General features: G+C 41.6%; 19 protein-coding genes and 2 riboswitches. All 19 genes read left to right on the top strand.

The window, feature by feature from the left end; translation table 11 throughout:
- Positions 1 to 170: 170 nt before the first annotated feature.
- Positions 171 to 527, top strand: coding sequence for an arsenate reductase family protein (locus QFZ73_RS13310; protein ID WP_063234020.1), 357 nt, complete (start codon positions 171 to 173; stop codon positions 525 to 527).
- A gap of 95 nt (positions 528 to 622) precedes the next feature.
- Positions 623 to 1,006 carry a glycine cleavage system protein GcvH gene (gene gcvH, locus QFZ73_RS13315; RefSeq protein ID WP_251426588.1) on the top strand — a complete coding sequence of 128 codons (384 nt, stop codon included), beginning with the start codon at positions 623 to 625 and terminating at the stop codon, positions 1,004 to 1,006.
- A 92-nt stretch (positions 1,007 to 1,098) separates the two neighbouring features.
- The gene (locus QFZ73_RS13320) at positions 1,099 to 1,464 is read left to right on the top strand and encodes a toprim domain-containing protein (protein ID WP_251426587.1); all 366 of its coding nucleotides are present in this window, start codon (positions 1,099 to 1,101) and stop codon (positions 1,462 to 1,464) included.
- Positions 1,465 to 1,467: 3 nt separating this feature from the next.
- Positions 1,468 to 1,776, top strand: coding sequence for a thioredoxin family protein (locus QFZ73_RS13325; RefSeq protein WP_251427358.1), 309 nt, complete (start codon positions 1,468 to 1,470; stop codon positions 1,774 to 1,776).
- A gap of 145 nt (positions 1,777 to 1,921) precedes the next feature.
- Positions 1,922 to 2,027, top strand: a riboswitch (SAM riboswitch).
- A 101-nt stretch (positions 2,028 to 2,128) separates the two neighbouring features.
- A complete protein-coding gene (locus QFZ73_RS13330; protein WP_307266768.1) occupies positions 2,129 to 3,439 on the top strand; it encodes an O-acetylhomoserine aminocarboxypropyltransferase/cysteine synthase family protein in 1,311 nt (436 codons plus the stop codon).
- Positions 3,440 to 3,556: 117 nt separating this feature from the next.
- A riboswitch (SAM riboswitch) is annotated at positions 3,557 to 3,670 on the top strand.
- Between the two features lie 148 nt (positions 3,671 to 3,818).
- Positions 3,819 to 4,853, top strand: coding sequence for a methionine ABC transporter ATP-binding protein (locus QFZ73_RS13335; protein ID WP_305158574.1), 1,035 nt, complete (start codon positions 3,819 to 3,821; stop codon positions 4,851 to 4,853).
- The gene (locus tag QFZ73_RS13340) at positions 4,846 to 5,514 is read left to right on the top strand and encodes a methionine ABC transporter permease (RefSeq protein WP_251426581.1); all 669 of its coding nucleotides are present in this window, start codon (positions 4,846 to 4,848) and stop codon (positions 5,512 to 5,514) included. The genes QFZ73_RS13335 and QFZ73_RS13340 overlap by 8 nt, the downstream gene beginning before the upstream one ends.
- Before the next feature lie 15 nt (positions 5,515 to 5,529).
- Positions 5,530 to 6,366 (top strand): MetQ/NlpA family ABC transporter substrate-binding protein, encoded by an 837-nt coding sequence (locus QFZ73_RS13345; RefSeq protein ID WP_307266778.1) that lies wholly within the window; start codon positions 5,530 to 5,532, stop codon positions 6,364 to 6,366.
- 164 nt (positions 6,367 to 6,530) lie between these two features.
- Complete coding sequence (locus QFZ73_RS29150) at positions 6,531 to 6,671, top strand: YuzK family famiily protein (RefSeq protein ID WP_472673127.1); 141 nt, start codon at positions 6,531 to 6,533, stop codon at positions 6,669 to 6,671.
- Positions 6,672 to 7,123: 452 nt separating this feature from the next.
- A complete protein-coding gene (sufC, locus tag QFZ73_RS13350; RefSeq protein ID WP_034310141.1) occupies positions 7,124 to 7,909 on the top strand; it encodes a Fe-S cluster assembly ATPase SufC in 786 nt (261 codons plus the stop codon).
- A 15-nt stretch (positions 7,910 to 7,924) separates the two neighbouring features.
- Positions 7,925 to 9,226, top strand: a complete 1,302-nt coding sequence (gene sufD, locus QFZ73_RS13355) for a Fe-S cluster assembly protein SufD (protein WP_251426577.1) — start codon at positions 7,925 to 7,927, stop codon at positions 9,224 to 9,226.
- Entirely contained in the window at positions 9,226 to 10,455 is a 1,230-nt protein-coding gene (locus tag QFZ73_RS13360) for a cysteine desulfurase (protein WP_307266787.1), read from the top strand. The genes sufD and QFZ73_RS13360 overlap by 1 nt, the downstream gene beginning before the upstream one ends.
- The gene (gene sufU / locus QFZ73_RS13365; protein ID WP_034310148.1) at positions 10,445 to 10,873 is read left to right on the top strand and encodes a Fe-S cluster assembly sulfur transfer protein SufU; all 429 of its coding nucleotides are present in this window, start codon (positions 10,445 to 10,447) and stop codon (positions 10,871 to 10,873) included. Before QFZ73_RS13360 ends, sufU begins: the two co-directional genes overlap by 11 nt.
- A 55-nt stretch (positions 10,874 to 10,928) precedes the next feature.
- On the top strand, positions 10,929 to 12,326 hold the full coding sequence (sufB, locus tag QFZ73_RS13370; RefSeq protein WP_144478059.1) for a Fe-S cluster assembly protein SufB: 1,398 nt from the start codon (positions 10,929 to 10,931) through the stop codon (positions 12,324 to 12,326).
- Between the two features lie 193 nt (positions 12,327 to 12,519).
- Positions 12,520 to 13,368 (top strand): DUF72 domain-containing protein, encoded by an 849-nt coding sequence (locus tag QFZ73_RS13375; RefSeq protein ID WP_307266793.1) that lies wholly within the window; start codon positions 12,520 to 12,522, stop codon positions 13,366 to 13,368.
- Between the two features lie 83 nt (positions 13,369 to 13,451).
- The gene (locus QFZ73_RS13380; RefSeq protein ID WP_251426572.1) at positions 13,452 to 14,279 is read left to right on the top strand and encodes a sulfite exporter TauE/SafE family protein; all 828 of its coding nucleotides are present in this window, start codon (positions 13,452 to 13,454) and stop codon (positions 14,277 to 14,279) included.
- Positions 14,280 to 14,295: 16 nt separating this feature from the next.
- Positions 14,296 to 15,681 carry a bifunctional metallophosphatase/5'-nucleotidase gene (locus QFZ73_RS13385; RefSeq protein ID WP_307266797.1) on the top strand — a complete coding sequence of 462 codons (1,386 nt, stop codon included), beginning with the start codon at positions 14,296 to 14,298 and terminating at the stop codon, positions 15,679 to 15,681.
- Between the two features lie 61 nt (positions 15,682 to 15,742).
- Positions 15,743 to 16,045 (top strand): YunC family protein, encoded by a 303-nt coding sequence (locus QFZ73_RS13390; RefSeq protein ID WP_251426568.1) that lies wholly within the window; start codon positions 15,743 to 15,745, stop codon positions 16,043 to 16,045.
- A gap of 350 nt (positions 16,046 to 16,395) precedes the next feature.
- Complete coding sequence (locus tag QFZ73_RS13395) at positions 16,396 to 16,659, top strand: hypothetical protein (protein WP_307266800.1); 264 nt, start codon at positions 16,396 to 16,398, stop codon at positions 16,657 to 16,659.
- Positions 16,660 to 16,739 lie beyond the last annotated feature (80 nt).

Raw genomic sequence — 16,739 nt, forward strand, 5'->3', positions numbered from 1 at the left:
ACAAAGTAGATTGGAACGGTGTGCGAGACTCCTGCGGAAAGCGAGTCTGGAGGCAGCGTTCAAATTGTACAACCCTTTAAATCCTTTGATGAAATAGCATTGGAAATTCAAAAGACATTTCGTTGTATTGCGCGCTGAAAACGGGTATTCTATTGATAGGTGGTGAAATGATGGGCTTAACATTATATTGGTACCCAAAATGCGGCACATGCCGTAACGCGAAGAAGTGGCTGGATAATCATGAACTGCAATATGAAGCGATCCATATAGCTGAAAATCCGCCTTCGCGAACTGAAATAGAACAACTATATAAAATCAGCAATTTGGAATTGAAGAAGTTTTTCAATACTAGCGGTCAAAAATATCGGGAGCTGGGCTTAAAGGATAAGCTGAAAGAAGCTTCTGAAGCAGAGATGCTTGATATATTGTCCACAGATGGCATGCTTCTGAAAAGGCCGATTGTTACGGATGGAACCAAAGTGACGGTAGGTTTCAAAGAAGAGCAATTCGAACAGGTTTGGAACTGAAATTTCACAAAATATTTGGTTAATTCCTTACTTAAACAAACAATCTACCTTATAATGGAATAGATAAAATAAGATGTACATATGGAGGGTTAATGATGACAACAACACCAAAAGAACTTCGTTACACTAAAGAACATGAATGGGTCAAAACGGAAGATGGAACAGTGCGCATTGGAATTACAGCTTTCGCCCAGTCCGAGCTTGGGGACATCGTATTCGTTGAGCTTCCGGAAATCGGCGATGAATTGAAAGCGAACGAACCATTTGGAAGTGTTGAATCCGTTAAGACCGTTTCTGAGCTTTATGCTCCTATCAGTGGCAAGGTTGTAGAAGTAAACGAAGATTTAAGTGACAACCCTGAATATGTAAATGAGTCTCCTTATGAAAAGGCATGGATGGTCGTGCTTGAACCATCTAATAGCAGTGATATTGAAGATCTGATGAGTGCTGAAGAATATGAGAGTTTAATCAACGGTTAAAAAGAAGGAGAGGGGGGACTGAAAAGGCCTGCTCTCTTTTTCATTTTGTACAGTGGCAGTTGCGCACATAATTCGTGAGATGGAGTGATGACATGGAGTGGGGCGAATTCGATAAAGTGATCATTGTAGAAGGCAGTTCCGATAGAAGAAAAGTTGCCTCCGTTTTAAATGAAGATGTGGAAATAAGATGTACGAATGGGACCATATCATTAACTAAGCTGGATGAATTAGTGGATGAATTGATGGACCGTGATGTTTATCTCCTTTTTGACGCAGATGAATCAGGAGAAAAGCTGCGGAAGCAATTCCGAAGGGAAATGCCGGAAGCGAACCACCTGTATATTAATAAAATGTACAAAGAAGTGGAAAGCTCACCCGAACATCATATCGCAACTGTGCTTCTATCTGCCAATTTGAATGTGAAAATGAAATTTTTAAGTCAAAGGGTGAACGACTAATTGATGCAGGAATGGAAAGAAGAAGAGTGTAAGCTTGCTGTTGAAAATGGGGAAACCTTTTGCTTATATTTATATACGCCTTTATGCGGCACCTGTCAGGTTGCCTCCAAGATGCTATCGATATCCTTGGAGCTTTTCCCGGAATTGAAGACAGGCAAAATGAATATGAACTATGTCCAAGGAATTGCCGAATCATATGAAATCGAAAGTGTTCCTTGTTTATTGCTTTTCAAAGAAGGACAGCTGCACACAAAAATATATGCCTTTCAATCCGTTCCTTATTTGTACGGATTGCTTAAGGAAATCAGCTGAGAAACCAATCAGAACCGTGGTTGGTTTCTTTGTTGCGGACATTTGAATGAGAGATTGAAATTAAACAAAGAATATTCTAACAATTCATTGACTGATTTATTCCAAAATGCTATATTTTGAATTAAGTAACGGCAGAATTTAATAGTTCTTATCAAGAGTGGCGGAGGGACTGGCCCGACGAAGCCCGGCAACCGGTATAAATTTATATACGGTGCTAATTCCAGCAGAGTGTTGGCTCTGGTAGATGAGGTGTGTTCTTGAAACCTCTTCTAATTGAAGTGGTTTTTTTGTTTATAAAAGGCCAGATTTCATATAATTCCAACTAAATCCATAGAAAAAGAGGAGAAATCAAATGTCAAAGAAAAAGTTGCGTTTCGAAACATTGAGTGTTCATGGCGGTCTGCAAGCTGATGAAACAGGTGCCCGCGCAGTTCCTATCTACCAAAGCAATGCATACTTGTTCAAAGACACCGACCATGCAGCGAATTTATTTGGCCTAAAGGAGAATGGCTATATATATACACGACTCCATAATCCAACGGTCAGCGTTTTTGAGGAAAGAATGGCCTTATTGGAAGGCGGTATCGGCGGATTGGCAACATCAAGCGGAATGGCTGCCATCTCACTTTCAATCCTGAATATTGCGGCTGCAGGGGATGAGATTGTTTCAGCCTCTACATTATATGGCGGTACGTATAACCTTTTTGAAAATACTCTTCCTAAATATGGAATCAAAGTGAAGTTCGTTTCTCCCGATGACCCTGAAAATTTCAAAAGGGCGATTACGCCAAGAACTAAGGCCATTTTTGCTGAAACGATCGGAAATCCAAGTTTGAGGGTGCTCGATATGGAAGCGGTAGCGGAAATCGCCCATGATGCAGGCATACCTTTAATCATTGATAATACCTTCGCGACACCATATCTATGCAGACCAATTGACTTTGGAGCGGATATTGTGATCCATTCCGCTACAAAATGGCTTCTGGGAAATGGAACGACGCTAGGCGGTGTCATCGTGGATGGAGGGAAGTTCGATTGGAACTCGCCAAACTACCCTGGCTTCACGGAGCCCGACCCAAGTTACGACGGTCTGGTATACGCCGAGGCAGTTGGACCTGCAGCATTCATAACGAAAGCCCGAGTCCAGTTACTCCGTGATTTAGGTCCTGCGTTAAGTGCCCAAAGTGCTTTCCAGTTTACGCTTGGACTTGAAACGCTGCATGTAAGGATGAAAGAGCATCTATCAAACACCAAGTCTGTCATTAAATATTTAAAAAACCATCCTGCGGTGACTTGGGTTTCACATCCTGGTGATGAGGATCATCCCGATAAAGCCCTTGCGGATAAATATTTGCCAAAGGGAGCTGGATCTGTCGTTACATTTGGGATACAAGGTAATCGCGAAGCTGGGGCAAAACTTATCAATTCGGTGGAATTATGGTCCCATGTAGCGAATGTTGGGGATGCGAAGAGCTTGATCATCCACCCAGCCAGTACGACCCATCAACAATTGAATGAGGCGGGTCTTGCGAAAGCGGGTGTGCGTGCTGATCAAGTCCGTTTATCCATTGGGATTGAAAATGTAGAGGATTTAATAGAAGATTTGGAACAGGCAATTGAAAAAGCGACGAATATCGTCTCCTTGACTTCCAAAACGGTTTAAGCAAAGTTCCTGTTCATTCTTGTACTAGAAATAATATACATTGCGCTCCTTTTTTATCTATGATAAAATTTCACCATACTAAAGAACTTAATGATGTACAAATATTCTATATATTAGCTCTTATCAAGAGAGGTGGAGGGATGTGCCCGATGAAACCCGGCAACCGACAAGGAGAAATTCCTTGGAAAGGTGCCAATTCACACAAAGTTTAATCACTTTGGAAGATGAGAGGAAGGCCTGTTTCTTCACCTGCCTTTCTGCTCATGCAGAAAGGTTTTTTCTTTTTTTTGGGGAAAAATGATATGAGAAACAGACTAATAATGTAGAGAAATCAACTAAGTTCATAGGTTTTATTGGATAAAAAAAGAGGTGAGGATTAATGATTACATTGACGAAAGTCAGTAAGCTGTTCCGTACAGGAAAAGGAAACAGTGAGACGATCAAGGCTGTAAATAATGTGAATGTTGAAATAAATAAAGGCGAGATTTTCGGTATCATCGGTTACAGTGGGGCGGGGAAGAGTACTTTGATCAGAATGCTCAATGGATTGGAAACACCCACAGAGGGATCCGTTGTGGTGGCTGAAAAGGAAATTTCAAAAATTAAAGGGGCTCAGCTCCGTAAGGCCCGTCAAGAAATAAGCATGATTTTCCAACATTTCAATCTATTATGGTCAAGGACCGTTCAGGAGAATATTTCTTTCCCTTTGGAAATTTCAGGAATTTCTAAAACTGAACGAACCAAGCGTGTGAACGAATTGATCAAGTTAGTCGGACTGGAAGGCAGGGAAAAGGCCTATCCTTCACAATTAAGCGGAGGGCAAAAGCAAAGGGTGGGGATAGCCAGGGCTCTGGCAAATGATCCTAAAGTGCTGCTTTGTGATGAAGCGACTTCTGCATTGGATCCACAGACTACCGACTCAATACTCGAATTGCTTGTTGACATCAATCAGCGCCTGGGATTGACGATCGTTTTGATAACACATGAAATGCATGTAATACGTAAAATCTGTCATCGCGTCGCCGTGATGGAAAGCGGGCAAGTTGTTGAACAGGGTCCTGTCCTGGATGTTTTCAAGAATCCTAAAGAACAAATGACGAAGCGTTTCGTGCAACAAGTAACGGAACCAGAAGAAACGAAAGAAACGATGGACCATTTGCTCGAACGCTATCCTGCAGGCAAAGTGATTCAATTGACCTTTGTAGGTGATCATGCAGAAAGCCCGTTGATCACCAAGCTTGTACGTAACTTCGAGTTGGATGTCAATATCGTTCAAGGTAAGATATCCCAAACAAGAAGCGGTTCATATGGAACATTGTTTATCCATCTTGATGGCACAGAGGATGAAATGCTCCGCGCAATCGAATTCATTAAAGCACAGCAGGTAGGCGTGGAGGTGATTACTCATGCTTGAAGAATTATTGCCGAATGTTGATTGGGAAGACATTATTGAAGCAACGAAAGAAACGCTTTACATGACAAGCGTCTCTGTAGTGGCAACCTTTTTTATAGGCATAATATTAGGATTGATCCTGTTCCTGACAGGGAAGGGGAATATGTGGGGAAACCGGGCAGTCAACGGGGTCATGAGTGCTGTCGTTAATATATTCCGTTCCATTCCATTTCTTATTTTGATCGTGCTGCTCATTCCTTTCACTAAAGCGCTTGTCGGTTCCATGATTGGAGAGAACGCTGCACTGCCGGCACTTATTATCGGTGCGGCCCCATTTTATGCGCGTATGGTCGAAATCGGCCTTCGTGAAATCGATAAAGGTGTAATTGAAGCCGCTAAATCGATGGGGGCAAAAACGAGCACGATCATTTGGAAGGTCCTTCTTCCAGAGTCGATGCCTGCCCTTATTTCCGGGATCACGGTAACATCGATCGCATTGGTTGGATATACCGCAATGGCTGGGGTCATCGGCGCTGGCGGGCTTGGTAATCTAGCCTATTTGGAAGGCTATCAAAGAAGTCAAAATGACGTTACGCTTGTAGCGACTGTCGTTATTCTAATTATCGTCTTTATAATTCAAATTATTGGAGATGTGATTACATCTAAATTGGACAAAAGATAAAGGGAGATGACTAGGATGAAAAAGTTTTTAGGATTTGCATTAATTTTAGTGTTATCTATCGCTTTGGCTGCTTGTGGAAGTGAAAAGGATAAAAGCGGCAGTGATACGGAGAAAGAATCGAAGAAATTAGTTGTAGGGGCATCCAATGTTCCGCATGCTGAAATCCTCGAGGAAGCTAAGCCGCTTCTTAAAGAAAAAGGAATCGAATTGGAAATCGAAACATTCCAGGACTATGTTTTACCGAATAAGGCGTTGAATGATAAGGAATTGGATGCTAACTATTTTCAGCACATTCCTTACTTAGAGGCGCAAATTAAAGAAAATGGATATGATTTCGTCAATGCTGGCGGAATCCATATCGAGCCAATAGCACTATACTCACAAAAATATAAAAGCATCGATAAACTTCCTGATGGGGCAACAATCATTTTGAGCAGCTCTGTCGCTGATCATGGACGCGCTTTATCCCTTTTAGAAAAGAATGGCCTGATCACTTTGAAAGAAGGCATCGATAAAACGACGGCTACAACTAAAGACATCGTTGAAAATAAGAAAAACCTTAAATTCGATGCTGAATATGAAGCGGCACTGCTTCCTAAAATTTATGAGAGCGGCGAAGGCGATGCTGTCTTGATCAACTCCAACTATGCAATTGACGCAGGTTTGAATCCGATTGAAGATTCGATTGCAATTGAAGATTCGGAATCACCATATGTGAATGTCATTGCAGTAAACAAAGGTGACGAAAATAAAGAAGCAATAAAAGCGCTTGTAGAAGTATTGCATTCTAAAGAAATTCAAGATTTCATCCTTAAAGAATACGATGGTGCAGTTGTACCGGCGGATAAATGATTCAAGAATGGCGACCTGATTTAATTCAGGTCGTTTTTTCATGTTTAATCATGAAAGTGAAGGGTATAGAGATGATGAAGGTAATAAAATGATACACAAATTTGAAAGGATGGTTCACTATCAATACTCTAGATTTAAATGTAACAAGCGAAATGGAAAAGGCGATGCAGTCTTCACATGGGATTGGCTACAGTGAGTACAGTAGAAACTTAGACCTCCGTATCGAGGTTGAGAAAGAACGGGATAGGGAACATGTAAAGTGCAACAAAATGGTCCAGGACCTACAACGCAAAATTCACGGCTAAGCATATAAAAGAATTCTTTAAAAGATCGGTCTGTAGAGGTAAAATGGTAAATGGTCCATAAAATAAGGGGTTTCCTTATTGGATGAACTTACATAATGCCTGACAGTCCGATCTTTTTCTTTTTAAAGCGGAACATTCATACCTTGCAATTGAATTCATCGCACATATATTAATAAGGACGAAGATTTGCCGAATAATAAGATAATTTTAACAAAAGCTAAAATAAGTATGTATATGCAGTAAACAGGCTATATCTGTTAGTATTGTAAGAATAGGACAGGTTTTTAACATGGAAGAAGTGGAAACCTCTATCTATTTAGTTGATTCCAAATTGGATTTGTTATAAAATTGGAATGAGAATAAAGTGAGAATGCTTTTACGTAAATTATAGTTAAGAAAGTAATCTTTACTTTCTGGTAATAAAATTGGAATTAGTTCACGGAGGTATTATTATGTCAGCTTCTACATTAACGGTTAAAGATCTTCACGTATCAATTGAAGGTAAAGAGATTTTAAAAGGGGTAAACCTTGAAGTCAAAGGTGGAGAAATCCATGCGATCATGGGACCAAATGGAACTGGTAAATCCACTTTATCATCAGCGATCATGGGTCACCCTAAATATGAAGTAACTAGCGGAAGCATCACATTCGATGGTGAAGATGTATTGGAAATGGAAGTAGACGAGCGCGCTCGTGTAGGTCTATTCCTAGCTATGCAATATCCAAGTGAAATCAGCGGTGTTACAAATGCTGACTTCTTACGTTCTTCCATTAACGCACGCCGTGAAGAAGGCGATGAAATTTCATTGATGAAATTCATCCGTCAAATGGACCAAAAAATGGAATTCCTTGAAATGGATGAAGATATGGCGCAACGCTATTTGAATGAAGGTTTCTCAGGCGGAGAGAAAAAACGCAACGAGATTCTTCAATTAATGATGATCCAACCTAAAATTGCAATCCTGGATGAGATTGATTCAGGTCTAGATATCGATGCACTTAAAGTCGTTTCAAAAGGAATCAACGAAATGCGCGGAGAAGACTTTGGATGCTTGATCATCACTCACTACCAACGTCTATTAAATTACATCACTCCTGATTTCGTACATGTTATGATGCAAGGACGTGTCGTAAAATCAGGCGGTCCTGAACTTGCTGCCCGCTTGGAAGCGGAAGGTTATGACTGGATTAAACAAGAATTGGGCATTGAAGACGAAACTGTTGGCGAAGAAGCGTAAGTAGGAGGATTTGCAATGACTACAGAAACGAAATTACCGTTTGAACAAGAGGATATAAGCTCCTATTCAACTAAAAATAATGATCCAGCTTGGCTATCCGAGCTTCGGATTCAAGCGTTTTCTGAATTAGAAAAGCTCCCGATGCCAAAACCGGATAAAACGAAGATCGATAAATGGAATTTTACTTCTTTCAAGACCCATACGGTTGAAAGTGAAGCTTTTGCCTCTTTAGAGGAGCTTCCGGAAGAAATTAAATCCATCATTGAAGAAAATGAAAACTTATACATTCAACGCAATAATACGCCGGCACATATCAATCTGTCAGCAAATGTGAAAGAACAAGGCGTCATTTTTACGGATATTTTAACAGCGGCCCGTGACCATGCTGAGCTCGTGCAAAAATATTTCATGAAAGACGGCGTTAAAATAGATGAACATCGTTTAACAGCACTTCATGCTGCATTAGTTAATGGGGGAGCATTCCTTTATGTACCAAAAAATGTAGAAATCAAAGAGCCGATTCAATCGGTATTCCTGTTGGATAATCCAGATACTACACTTTTCAACCATGTCTTGATCGTAGCGGAAGATAATAGCTCTGTCACATATGTAGAGAACTACTTCTCAACGGTTGAGTCTAACGAAGGGATTGCCAACATCGTAACGGAAGTAATTGCAAATGCGAATGCCAAAGTCGAATACGGGGCGGTCGATACCCTTTCAAAAGGCTTCACGACATATGTTAACCGCCGTGGAGTGGCAGGACGTGACGCTCGCATTGAGTGGGCACTTGGACTGATGAACGATGGAAATACGATTTCAGATAATACAACATATCTAATGGGCGATGGCTCTCACGGTGATACTAAAACCGTTGTAGTCGGACGCGGGGAACAAAAACAGAACTTTACGACAGCGATCATTCATTTTGGCAAACGCTCTGAGGGCTATATCCTTAAGCACGGTGTCATGAAAGACGCCGCCTCCTCCATTTTCAATGGAATTGGGAAAATAGAGTATGGTGCCACAAAGGCTAATGCCGAACAAGAATCACGCGTATTGATGTTAAGTGAAAAAGCACGCGGAGATGCCAATCCAATCCTCTTGATTGATGAAGATGATGTAACGGCTGGTCATGCTGCTTCCGTCGGTCGTGTTGACCCGCTTCAACTGTATTATTTAATGAGCCGTGGTATTACAAAGAAAGAAGCAGAAAGACTTGTCATTCACGGATTCTTGGCCCCTGTTGTTAACCAGCTTCCAATTGAGGGAGTTAAAAAACAATTAGTAGCGGTCATTGAAAGGAAAGTACAGTAATGAACCCATACGAAATTCGTAAGCTTTTTCCAATATTAGATCAAGAAGTCAATGGTCAGCCATTAGTTTATTTAGATAGTGCTGCAACCTCTCAAAAACCGGCTGCAGTGATTGAAGCGATTGAGCAATATTACCGCGGTTACAACTCGAATGTTCACCGCGGGGTGCATACACTAGGAACAAAGGCTACGGATGCGTATGAAGGTGCACGTGAAAAGGTACGTAAATTCATTAATGCTTCTTCTACAGAAGAAATCATCTTCACTAGAGGCACGACGACTTCTTTAAATACTGTAGCAAGAAGTTACGGTGGAGCAAATGTTAAAGAGGGTGACGAAATCGTCATCTCTTACATGGAGCATCACAGTAATATCATTCCGTGGCAGCAGCTTGCCAAAGAAAAAGGCGCTGTACTGAAGTATATTCCGCTTCAGGTGGATGGCACGATTTCCCTTGATGATGTGAGGGCTACAATTACGGATGCAACGAAAATCGTTTCCATCATGCAGGTTTCGAATGTACTTGGTGTTATCAATCCTGTGAAGGAAATCGCAAAAATTGCCCATGAACACAATGCTGTAATGGTTGTGGACGGGGCACAAAGCACGCCGCATCTAAAAGTGGATGTCCGTGATTTGGATTGTGATTTCTTTGCCTTCTCAGGTCATAAAATGGTCGGTCCAACAGGTATCGGGGTATTATATGGCAAGAAAGAGCTTCTGGAAAAAATGGAGCCGATTGAGTTCGGCGGAGAGATGATTGATTTTGTAGGTTTATATGAGTCTACATGGAAAGAACTCCCGTGGAAATTCGAAGGCGGTACCCCAATCATTGCCGGAGCCATCGGCATTGGAGCTGCAATTGATTTCTTGGAAGAAATCGGCTTGGATAATATTGAACGGCATGAACATAAGCTCGCAGCTTATGCAATGGAGAAAATGTCAGCAGTTGAAGGGCTGACCATATACGGTCCTAAAGATGCAGAAAAGCGTGCGGGTGTAGTAACCTTTAATATTAATGATGTACATCCACATGATGTCGCTACCGTTCTTGATGCAGATGGAATTGCTGTCCGTGCCGGTCATCATTGCGCACAGCCATTAATGAAATGGCTTGATGTATCATCGACAGCAAGAGCAAGTTTCTATCTATATAACACGGAAGAAGATATTGATAAGCTCGTGTCCGGGCTTGTTAAAACGAAGGAGTATTTCAGTAATGTCTTTTGATAACCTAGATACACTTTACCGTCAAGTCATTATGGATCACTATAAGAAACCACGTAATAAGGGCATGCTAGAAGATGGAAGCATGACAATCGATATGAATAATCCAACCTGCGGCGATCGGATTCGTTTAACGATGAAGATTGAAGATGGCAAGGTCAGCGATGTTAAATTCGATGGTGATGGATGTTCGATATCCATGAGTTCGGCTTCCATGATGACTCAGGCCATTAAGGGCAAAGACGTTGATACTGCTCTAGCGATGTCCGAGACTTTTTCCTTAATGATCCAGGGAAAAGAATACGACGATGAGATGGACCTTGGGGATATTGAAGCCCTTCAAGGTGTTTCTAAATTCCCAGCCCGAATCAAGTGTGCGACCCTAGCTTGGAAAGCCATGGAAAAGGGATTGAAGGAATAATTAAATTAAAATGAGCTGTTGTAATTCAGCCATTTGAAATGGAGGAATACGAGCTATGGCAAAGAAAATGCCTGAAATCGGCGATTATAAATATGGCTTTGCGGATAAAGATGTTTCCATCTTCCGTTCAAAGCGTGGTCTGACAAAAGAAATCGTGGAAGAAATTTCTCGAATGAAGGATGAACCGCAATGGATGCTTGACTTCCGTTTGAAATCATTGGAGCATTTTTACAACATGCCAATGCCTCAATGGGGCGGCGACATGCAGAGCCTGAACTTTGATGAAATCACATACTATGTTAAGCCTTCGGAGAAATCAGAGAAGTCTTGGGATGAAGTTCCTGATGAAATCAAACAGACTTTTGATAAATTAGGAATTCCAGAAGCCGAACAAAAATATCTTGCCGGCGTATCTGCTCAATATGAATCGGAAGTGGTTTACCATAGCATGAAAGTGGAATTGGAAGATCTGGGTATCGTGTTTAAAGATACGGACTCAGCACTTCGTGAAAATGAAGATATTTTCCGTGAGCATTTTGGAAAAACAATCCCGCCCACTGACAATAAATTCTCTGCATTGAACTCAGCAGTTTGGTCAGGTGGATCTTTCATCTATGTACCAAAAGGCGTTAAAGTGGATACTCCGCTTCAAGCCTATTTCCGGATCAACTCTGAAAACATGGGGCAATTCGAACGTACGCTAATCATTGTTGATGAAGGCGCATCCGTTCACTATGTAGAAGGTTGTACAGCTCCTGTTTATACAACTAACTCCCTTCATAGTGCGGTTGTTGAAATCGTCATCAAGAAAGATGCTTACTGCCGTTACACGACAATCCAAAACTGGGCAAACAACGTGTTTAACCTGGTTACGAAACGTGCGGTTTGTGACGCTAACGCAACAATGGAATGGATCGATGGTAACATCGGTTCCAAATTGACAATGAAATATCCAGCTGTCATCTTGAAAGGTGAAGGTGCCCGCGGTATGACATTGTCCATTGCCATTGCCGGCAAAGGCCAGCACCAAGACGCTGGAGCAAAAATGATTCACCTAGCGCCAAATACATCTTCAACTATCGTATCAAAATCAATTTCTAAACAGGGCGGTAAAGTAACATACCGTGGTATCGTTCATTTCGGACGTAAAGCGGATGGAGCTCGTTCCAACATTGAATGTGATACATTAATCATGGATAATCAGTCTACATCTGATACAATCCCTTACAATGAAATCTTGAATGATAACATTTCCCTTGAACACGAAGCGAAGGTTTCCAAAGTATCTGAAGAACAATTGTTCTACTTGATGAGCCGCGGAATTTCTGAGCAAGAAGCAACGGAAATGATCGTAATGGGCTTCATCGAACCATTTACAAAAGAACTTCCAATGGAATACGCGGTTGAAATGAACCGTCTGATCAAGTTCGAAATGGAAGGCTCCATCGGCTAATAACCGACTGGCCTGCCTGTAAGGCGATTAAGGATAACATTCATACAAAAGCCTGCCGGGTCTGTCTGGCAGGCTTTTTGTTTTGATATTCAACACGCTTATACCAAAGATTAGATATGGCTCAATAAGGGTAAAAAAATGACAAAAGAAGAAGTCAGGAAATGGGGCCAGTCCCGAAGGAGTGATGATGCAGATGATTTATGTTGGTGTGACCGGTTGGGGTGATCATGATAGTTTGTATCATGGCGGTGTGTCCCAACGTGATAAACTTAAAGAGTACGGGGCTCATTTTCCCGTTGTGGAGGTGGATGCCTCATTTTATGCAGTCCAGCCCAAGAGGAACAGTGAAAAGTGGGTGTCCGAGACGCCAGCATCATTCCAGTTTATCGTTAAAGCGTATCAAGGGATGACGGGACATCAGCGTGGGGAAATCCCATTTGAAAGTAAGAAGGAAATGTTCAAGGCATTTTGCGACTCTCTGGAAGCTTATCAGAAGTCTGGCAAGCTCGCGATGGTCTTATTTCAGTTTCCGCCATGGTTTGATTGTAAACGTGAAAATGTGAATTACCTGCGATGGTGCAAAGCTGAAATGGGCGATATTCCAGCTGCCATAGAATTTCGGAATCAAAGCTGGTACAGACCCGGCGTAGTCCAGCAAACTTTGGACTTTATCGAAAAAGAAGGCTGGATCCATACTGTATGTGATGAGCCGCAGGCTGGAGAGGGATCCATTCCTGTCGTTCCCCATGCCACCGATAAAGATAAAACCCTGATACGCTTTCATGGCCGTAACCTGCATGGTTGGCAAAGGGCTTCTTCGGGGGATAATTGGCGTGAGGTCAGGTACTTATATAGATATAATCAGCATGAATTGATTGAATGGGCAGAGAAAATCAGGATATTGGAAAAGGAATCCAAGGAGATATATGTCCTGTTCAATAATAACTCAGGCGGAGATGCCGCTGATAATGCCAAACAAATGATTGAGTTGCTTGGTATAGAATATGAAGGACTGGCTCCTAAGCAGCTTGGTTTGTTTTAAGAGGAATTATATAATTAATAAAGAGCTGATGTGACAAGCTAGAGAGGTAATATCCTCACAAACAGGTAAAGGCGGATTTCTTCATGGTATGGTTAGTATTAGTGGGTATTGGATTATTAGCGGGATCAATCGGCGCTCTTGTCGGTCTGGGCGGAGGCATCATCATTGTGCCTTCTCTTTTATATTTAGGTACATCTACAAATATTATCGATGAGCTGACTCCTCAGGTCGCCGTAGGTGTTTCAACCGTAATCATGATTTTTACCGGCTTATCTTCCACTTTATCTTATTTAAAACACAAAGTGGTGGATTATAAGGCCGGCTTAATCTTTTTTATTGGCAGTGCACCTGGTGGAATAATAGGGGCCTATGTGAATAAAAACCTTAACGCCGAAGCTTTTTCATTGTACTTTGGAATTTTCATGGTTTTCATGGCTATCGTGTTATTAGTGAAAAATCGTTTGAAGCCAATGCTTTTCAAGCCTGGAAAAGGGAAAATAGTTAAGATGTATAAAACTGAAAATGGACATTCATTTTCTTATGGTTACCACCCCTTGATAGCTGTATTGATTTCTTTTGTCGTGGGATTCAGCTCCGGGTTATTTGGAATTGGCGGTGGAGCCCTAATGGTTCCCGTCATGATGCTTCTTTTCTTCTTTCCTCCGCATATGGCCGTGGCGACTTCGATGTTCATGGTATTTCTATCTTCCATCACTAATTCGATTACGCATATTTCTCTTGGAAATGTAAATTGGCCATATGCTTCTGCCCTGATTCCAGGTGCATGGTTCGGTGCTAAATTGGGGGCACTCATCAATACGCGCCTAAAGAGCGCTTCGCTGGAAAATATGTTGAAAATAGTGCTGATAATCATTGGTTTACGTCTTATATACCAAGGTATTACAGGATAAACGAGGAGGAGAAATGATGTCAGAAATCATTTATTTATATCACACCAATGATCTCCATAGTCATTTTGAGAATTGGCCTCGTATTGATAAGTTTCTTAAAGAAAGAAGACAACTTCATCAAGAAACGGGAGAAGAAGCGATCATACTTGATATAGGCGATCATGTGGACCGCTGGCATCCATATACAGAAGGTACGTTGGGTAAAGGAAATATTGAACTGCTGAATGAAGCAGGCTACCAATATGTGACCATCGGCAATAATGAGGGGATAACTTTACCTCATGATGCGTTAGACTCCTTATATGATCATGCAAGGTTCAAGGTCTTGGCGGCCAATATTTATTACGGTGATAATGAAAGGCCGGAATGGGCGCTGCCATATTGGATACATACAACGGTAAAAGGCACCAAGATTGCCATGATAGGTTTGACAGCCTTTTTTCAAAAGTTTTATTCTGCGATGGGCTGGGAAATAACAGAACCATTCGTGGAGTTAAAGGCACAGCTCGAAAGGGTCAAAACAGAGGCGGATGTAATCATCATCCTTTCCCACCTGGGCATCCACGATGATGAGAGGATGGCAGAGGACTTTCCGGAGATTGACGTCATACTTGGTGCGCATACCCACCACATCCTCCACCAGGGTAAATTGATCAATGATACACTCCTTTGCGGTGCAGGGAAATATGGTTTCTTTGTTGGACAGGTGGAAATGACCGTCAATCAGGAAAAGAAAATTAGCCAGAAGAGTGCCATTCTTTATGATACCAATGACTTTTGGGAATTGGAGAATGAACGGGCATGGATTGAAGAGATATACCAGGCCGGAGGGGAAACGCTAAAACAGGTTGCAGTGGACTTACCAAAAGCACTGGATAATGATTGGTTCAAAGGAAATCCTTTGACGGAAATCCTTGGGGAGGCCCTAAGGGAGTGGAGTCAGGCGGATTGTTCCTTTTTGAATGCCGGTCTTCTGCTCGAAGGGCTGCCGAAGGGACCTGTCACAAAAGGGGATATTCACAGAATTTGTCCACATCCGATCAATCCTTGCGTCGTTGAAGTTAATGGGAATGAATTAAAAGAAATCTTAATACAATCGAGAAATGAGGAGTGGCCTCATATTCAGGTGAAAGGTTTCGGTTTCCGCGGCAAAGTCATGGGAGTCATGCATTATGATCAAATTGAATTTAATGAAATGGAGAATGGAATCGTAAAAGAGATACTTATAAAAGGGGAGAAACTGCAGACGGATAAGTCCTATAAACTGGCCATACCTGATATGTTCACGTTTGGGCACTTCTTTCCTAGTATCCAGCGCTCCAATCGCAAGAAATACCTATTACCGGAATTCTTACGGGATATCCTTTTATGGAAGCTGAAAAAAATATACACAAACGCCTAACGCTAAATCACGGTTTCGCCCTTTTTTTCATAAAGTATGGGGGAGAGAGGGGCGAAACCAATTGATTAACATGATACCAATAATTCTTGATAATCATACATTCCTAGCCATTTCCGTCCGACTTCCCAAAACGAATTTACTTGCTATCGCGTCCGAAAAAGGGTATATAATGTGCGGTGCGTTAGATGTTGGACTGCTGAATGATAAATTGAAAGATCGTAAAATTCTTGCAGGGAGGGCTACAGGAGTTAAATCGATTGAAGAGCTATTGGAAGCGCCGCTTGAATCAGTCACCTGGGAGGCTGTGGAAAAGGGAATTCATCCAGGAATGATTGGTAAAGAGGCATTAATCAAAATGATTTGAAAAGGTGGGCTTTCCTTTTTCCAGAAGGGGGGCTTATTTTTTTATCAAAGAAAGTGCTGATATTTTTTCAATAAATATGTTCAAACAGATTCATTTATAAAGAGATTTTCCGATAATCTTATAAAGGAAGGGATCGGTTTAATTTACAAATATTGAATGTGGAAATGGAGTACAAGTATGAGGCTAGCTATTATAAAGTCCCTAAGCCCTGGAACAAGGCTTCAGTAAAAACATCTATAATGAGCAGGGTCATATCCTATTGTGCGAGGGTCTTGCATTAACGCAGAAAATGATCAATCGACTGGTGTCCCTTAATATTCCCTTTGTTTACATTCAAGATTCCAGGGCGGATGACATTATTCCAATGCCCGGGAGTGTCCGGGGAACTAAGAAGAGAAGCCATTAATACGATTGAAGCCACTTTCCTGGGCATGAAAAACAAAATGAACCTTGATGGATCATTCACGATAGAGCAGGCTAACGTCAAGTTCACTCAAATAGTCCGAAACATCATGGTCGAACTGAAAAGGAATAAAGAGTTAATGACTTTATTGGCCGACCCTATCCGTAGAATTGAATGGCGGGAGAGAAGGGGTAGTATCCGCTCAAAATGAGGGGATGGGAGACCGTCCCATGATAAGGATACTTGAAGAAGATGGGGAGCAGATAAAAGAGCCCTGTGAAGTGGACTTGA

It is taken from the genome of Peribacillus sp. V2I11 (genome assembly GCF_030817135.1).
In the GTDB taxonomy this organism is placed as follows: Bacteria; Bacillota; Bacilli; order Bacillales; family DSM-1321; genus Peribacillus; species Peribacillus simplex.

Excerpts from the sequence above, each read along its gene's own strand:
- sufU (WP_034310148.1), top strand. The coding sequence starts at position 10,445 with ATGTCTTTTGATAACCTAGATACACTTTACCGTCAAGTCATTATGGAT.
- QFZ73_RS13360 (WP_307266787.1), top strand. The coding sequence starts at position 9,226 with ATGAACCCATACGAAATTCGTAAGCTTTTTCCAATATTAGATCAAGAA.
- QFZ73_RS13340 (WP_251426581.1), top strand. The coding sequence starts at position 4,846 with ATGCTTGAAGAATTATTGCCGAATGTTGATTGGGAAGACATTATTGAA.
- QFZ73_RS13395 (WP_307266800.1), top strand. The coding sequence starts at position 16,396 with ATGACATTATTCCAATGCCCGGGAGTGTCCGGGGAACTAAGAAGAGAA.
- sufC (WP_034310141.1), top strand. The coding sequence starts at position 7,124 with ATGTCAGCTTCTACATTAACGGTTAAAGATCTTCACGTATCAATTGAA.
- sufD (WP_251426577.1), top strand. The coding sequence starts at position 7,925 with ATGACTACAGAAACGAAATTACCGTTTGAACAAGAGGATATAAGCTCC.
- QFZ73_RS13385 (WP_307266797.1), top strand. The coding sequence starts at position 14,296 with ATGTCAGAAATCATTTATTTATATCACACCAATGATCTCCATAGTCAT.
- QFZ73_RS13345 (WP_307266778.1), top strand. The coding sequence starts at position 5,530 with ATGAAAAAGTTTTTAGGATTTGCATTAATTTTAGTGTTATCTATCGCT.
- QFZ73_RS13310 (WP_063234020.1), top strand. The coding sequence starts at position 171 with ATGGGCTTAACATTATATTGGTACCCAAAATGCGGCACATGCCGTAAC.
- QFZ73_RS13375 (WP_307266793.1), top strand. The coding sequence starts at position 12,520 with ATGATTTATGTTGGTGTGACCGGTTGGGGTGATCATGATAGTTTGTAT.
- QFZ73_RS13325 (WP_251427358.1), top strand. The coding sequence starts at position 1,468 with ATGCAGGAATGGAAAGAAGAAGAGTGTAAGCTTGCTGTTGAAAATGGG.
- QFZ73_RS13320 (WP_251426587.1), top strand. The coding sequence starts at position 1,099 with ATGGAGTGGGGCGAATTCGATAAAGTGATCATTGTAGAAGGCAGTTCC.
- QFZ73_RS29150 (WP_472673127.1), top strand. The coding sequence starts at position 6,531 with ATGCAGTCTTCACATGGGATTGGCTACAGTGAGTACAGTAGAAACTTA.
- QFZ73_RS13380 (WP_251426572.1), top strand. The coding sequence starts at position 13,452 with ATGGTATGGTTAGTATTAGTGGGTATTGGATTATTAGCGGGATCAATC.
- gcvH (WP_251426588.1), top strand. The coding sequence starts at position 623 with ATGACAACAACACCAAAAGAACTTCGTTACACTAAAGAACATGAATGG.
- sufB (WP_144478059.1), top strand. The coding sequence starts at position 10,929 with ATGGCAAAGAAAATGCCTGAAATCGGCGATTATAAATATGGCTTTGCG.
- QFZ73_RS13330 (WP_307266768.1), top strand. The coding sequence starts at position 2,129 with ATGTCAAAGAAAAAGTTGCGTTTCGAAACATTGAGTGTTCATGGCGGT.
- QFZ73_RS13335 (WP_305158574.1), top strand. The coding sequence starts at position 3,819 with ATGATTACATTGACGAAAGTCAGTAAGCTGTTCCGTACAGGAAAAGGA.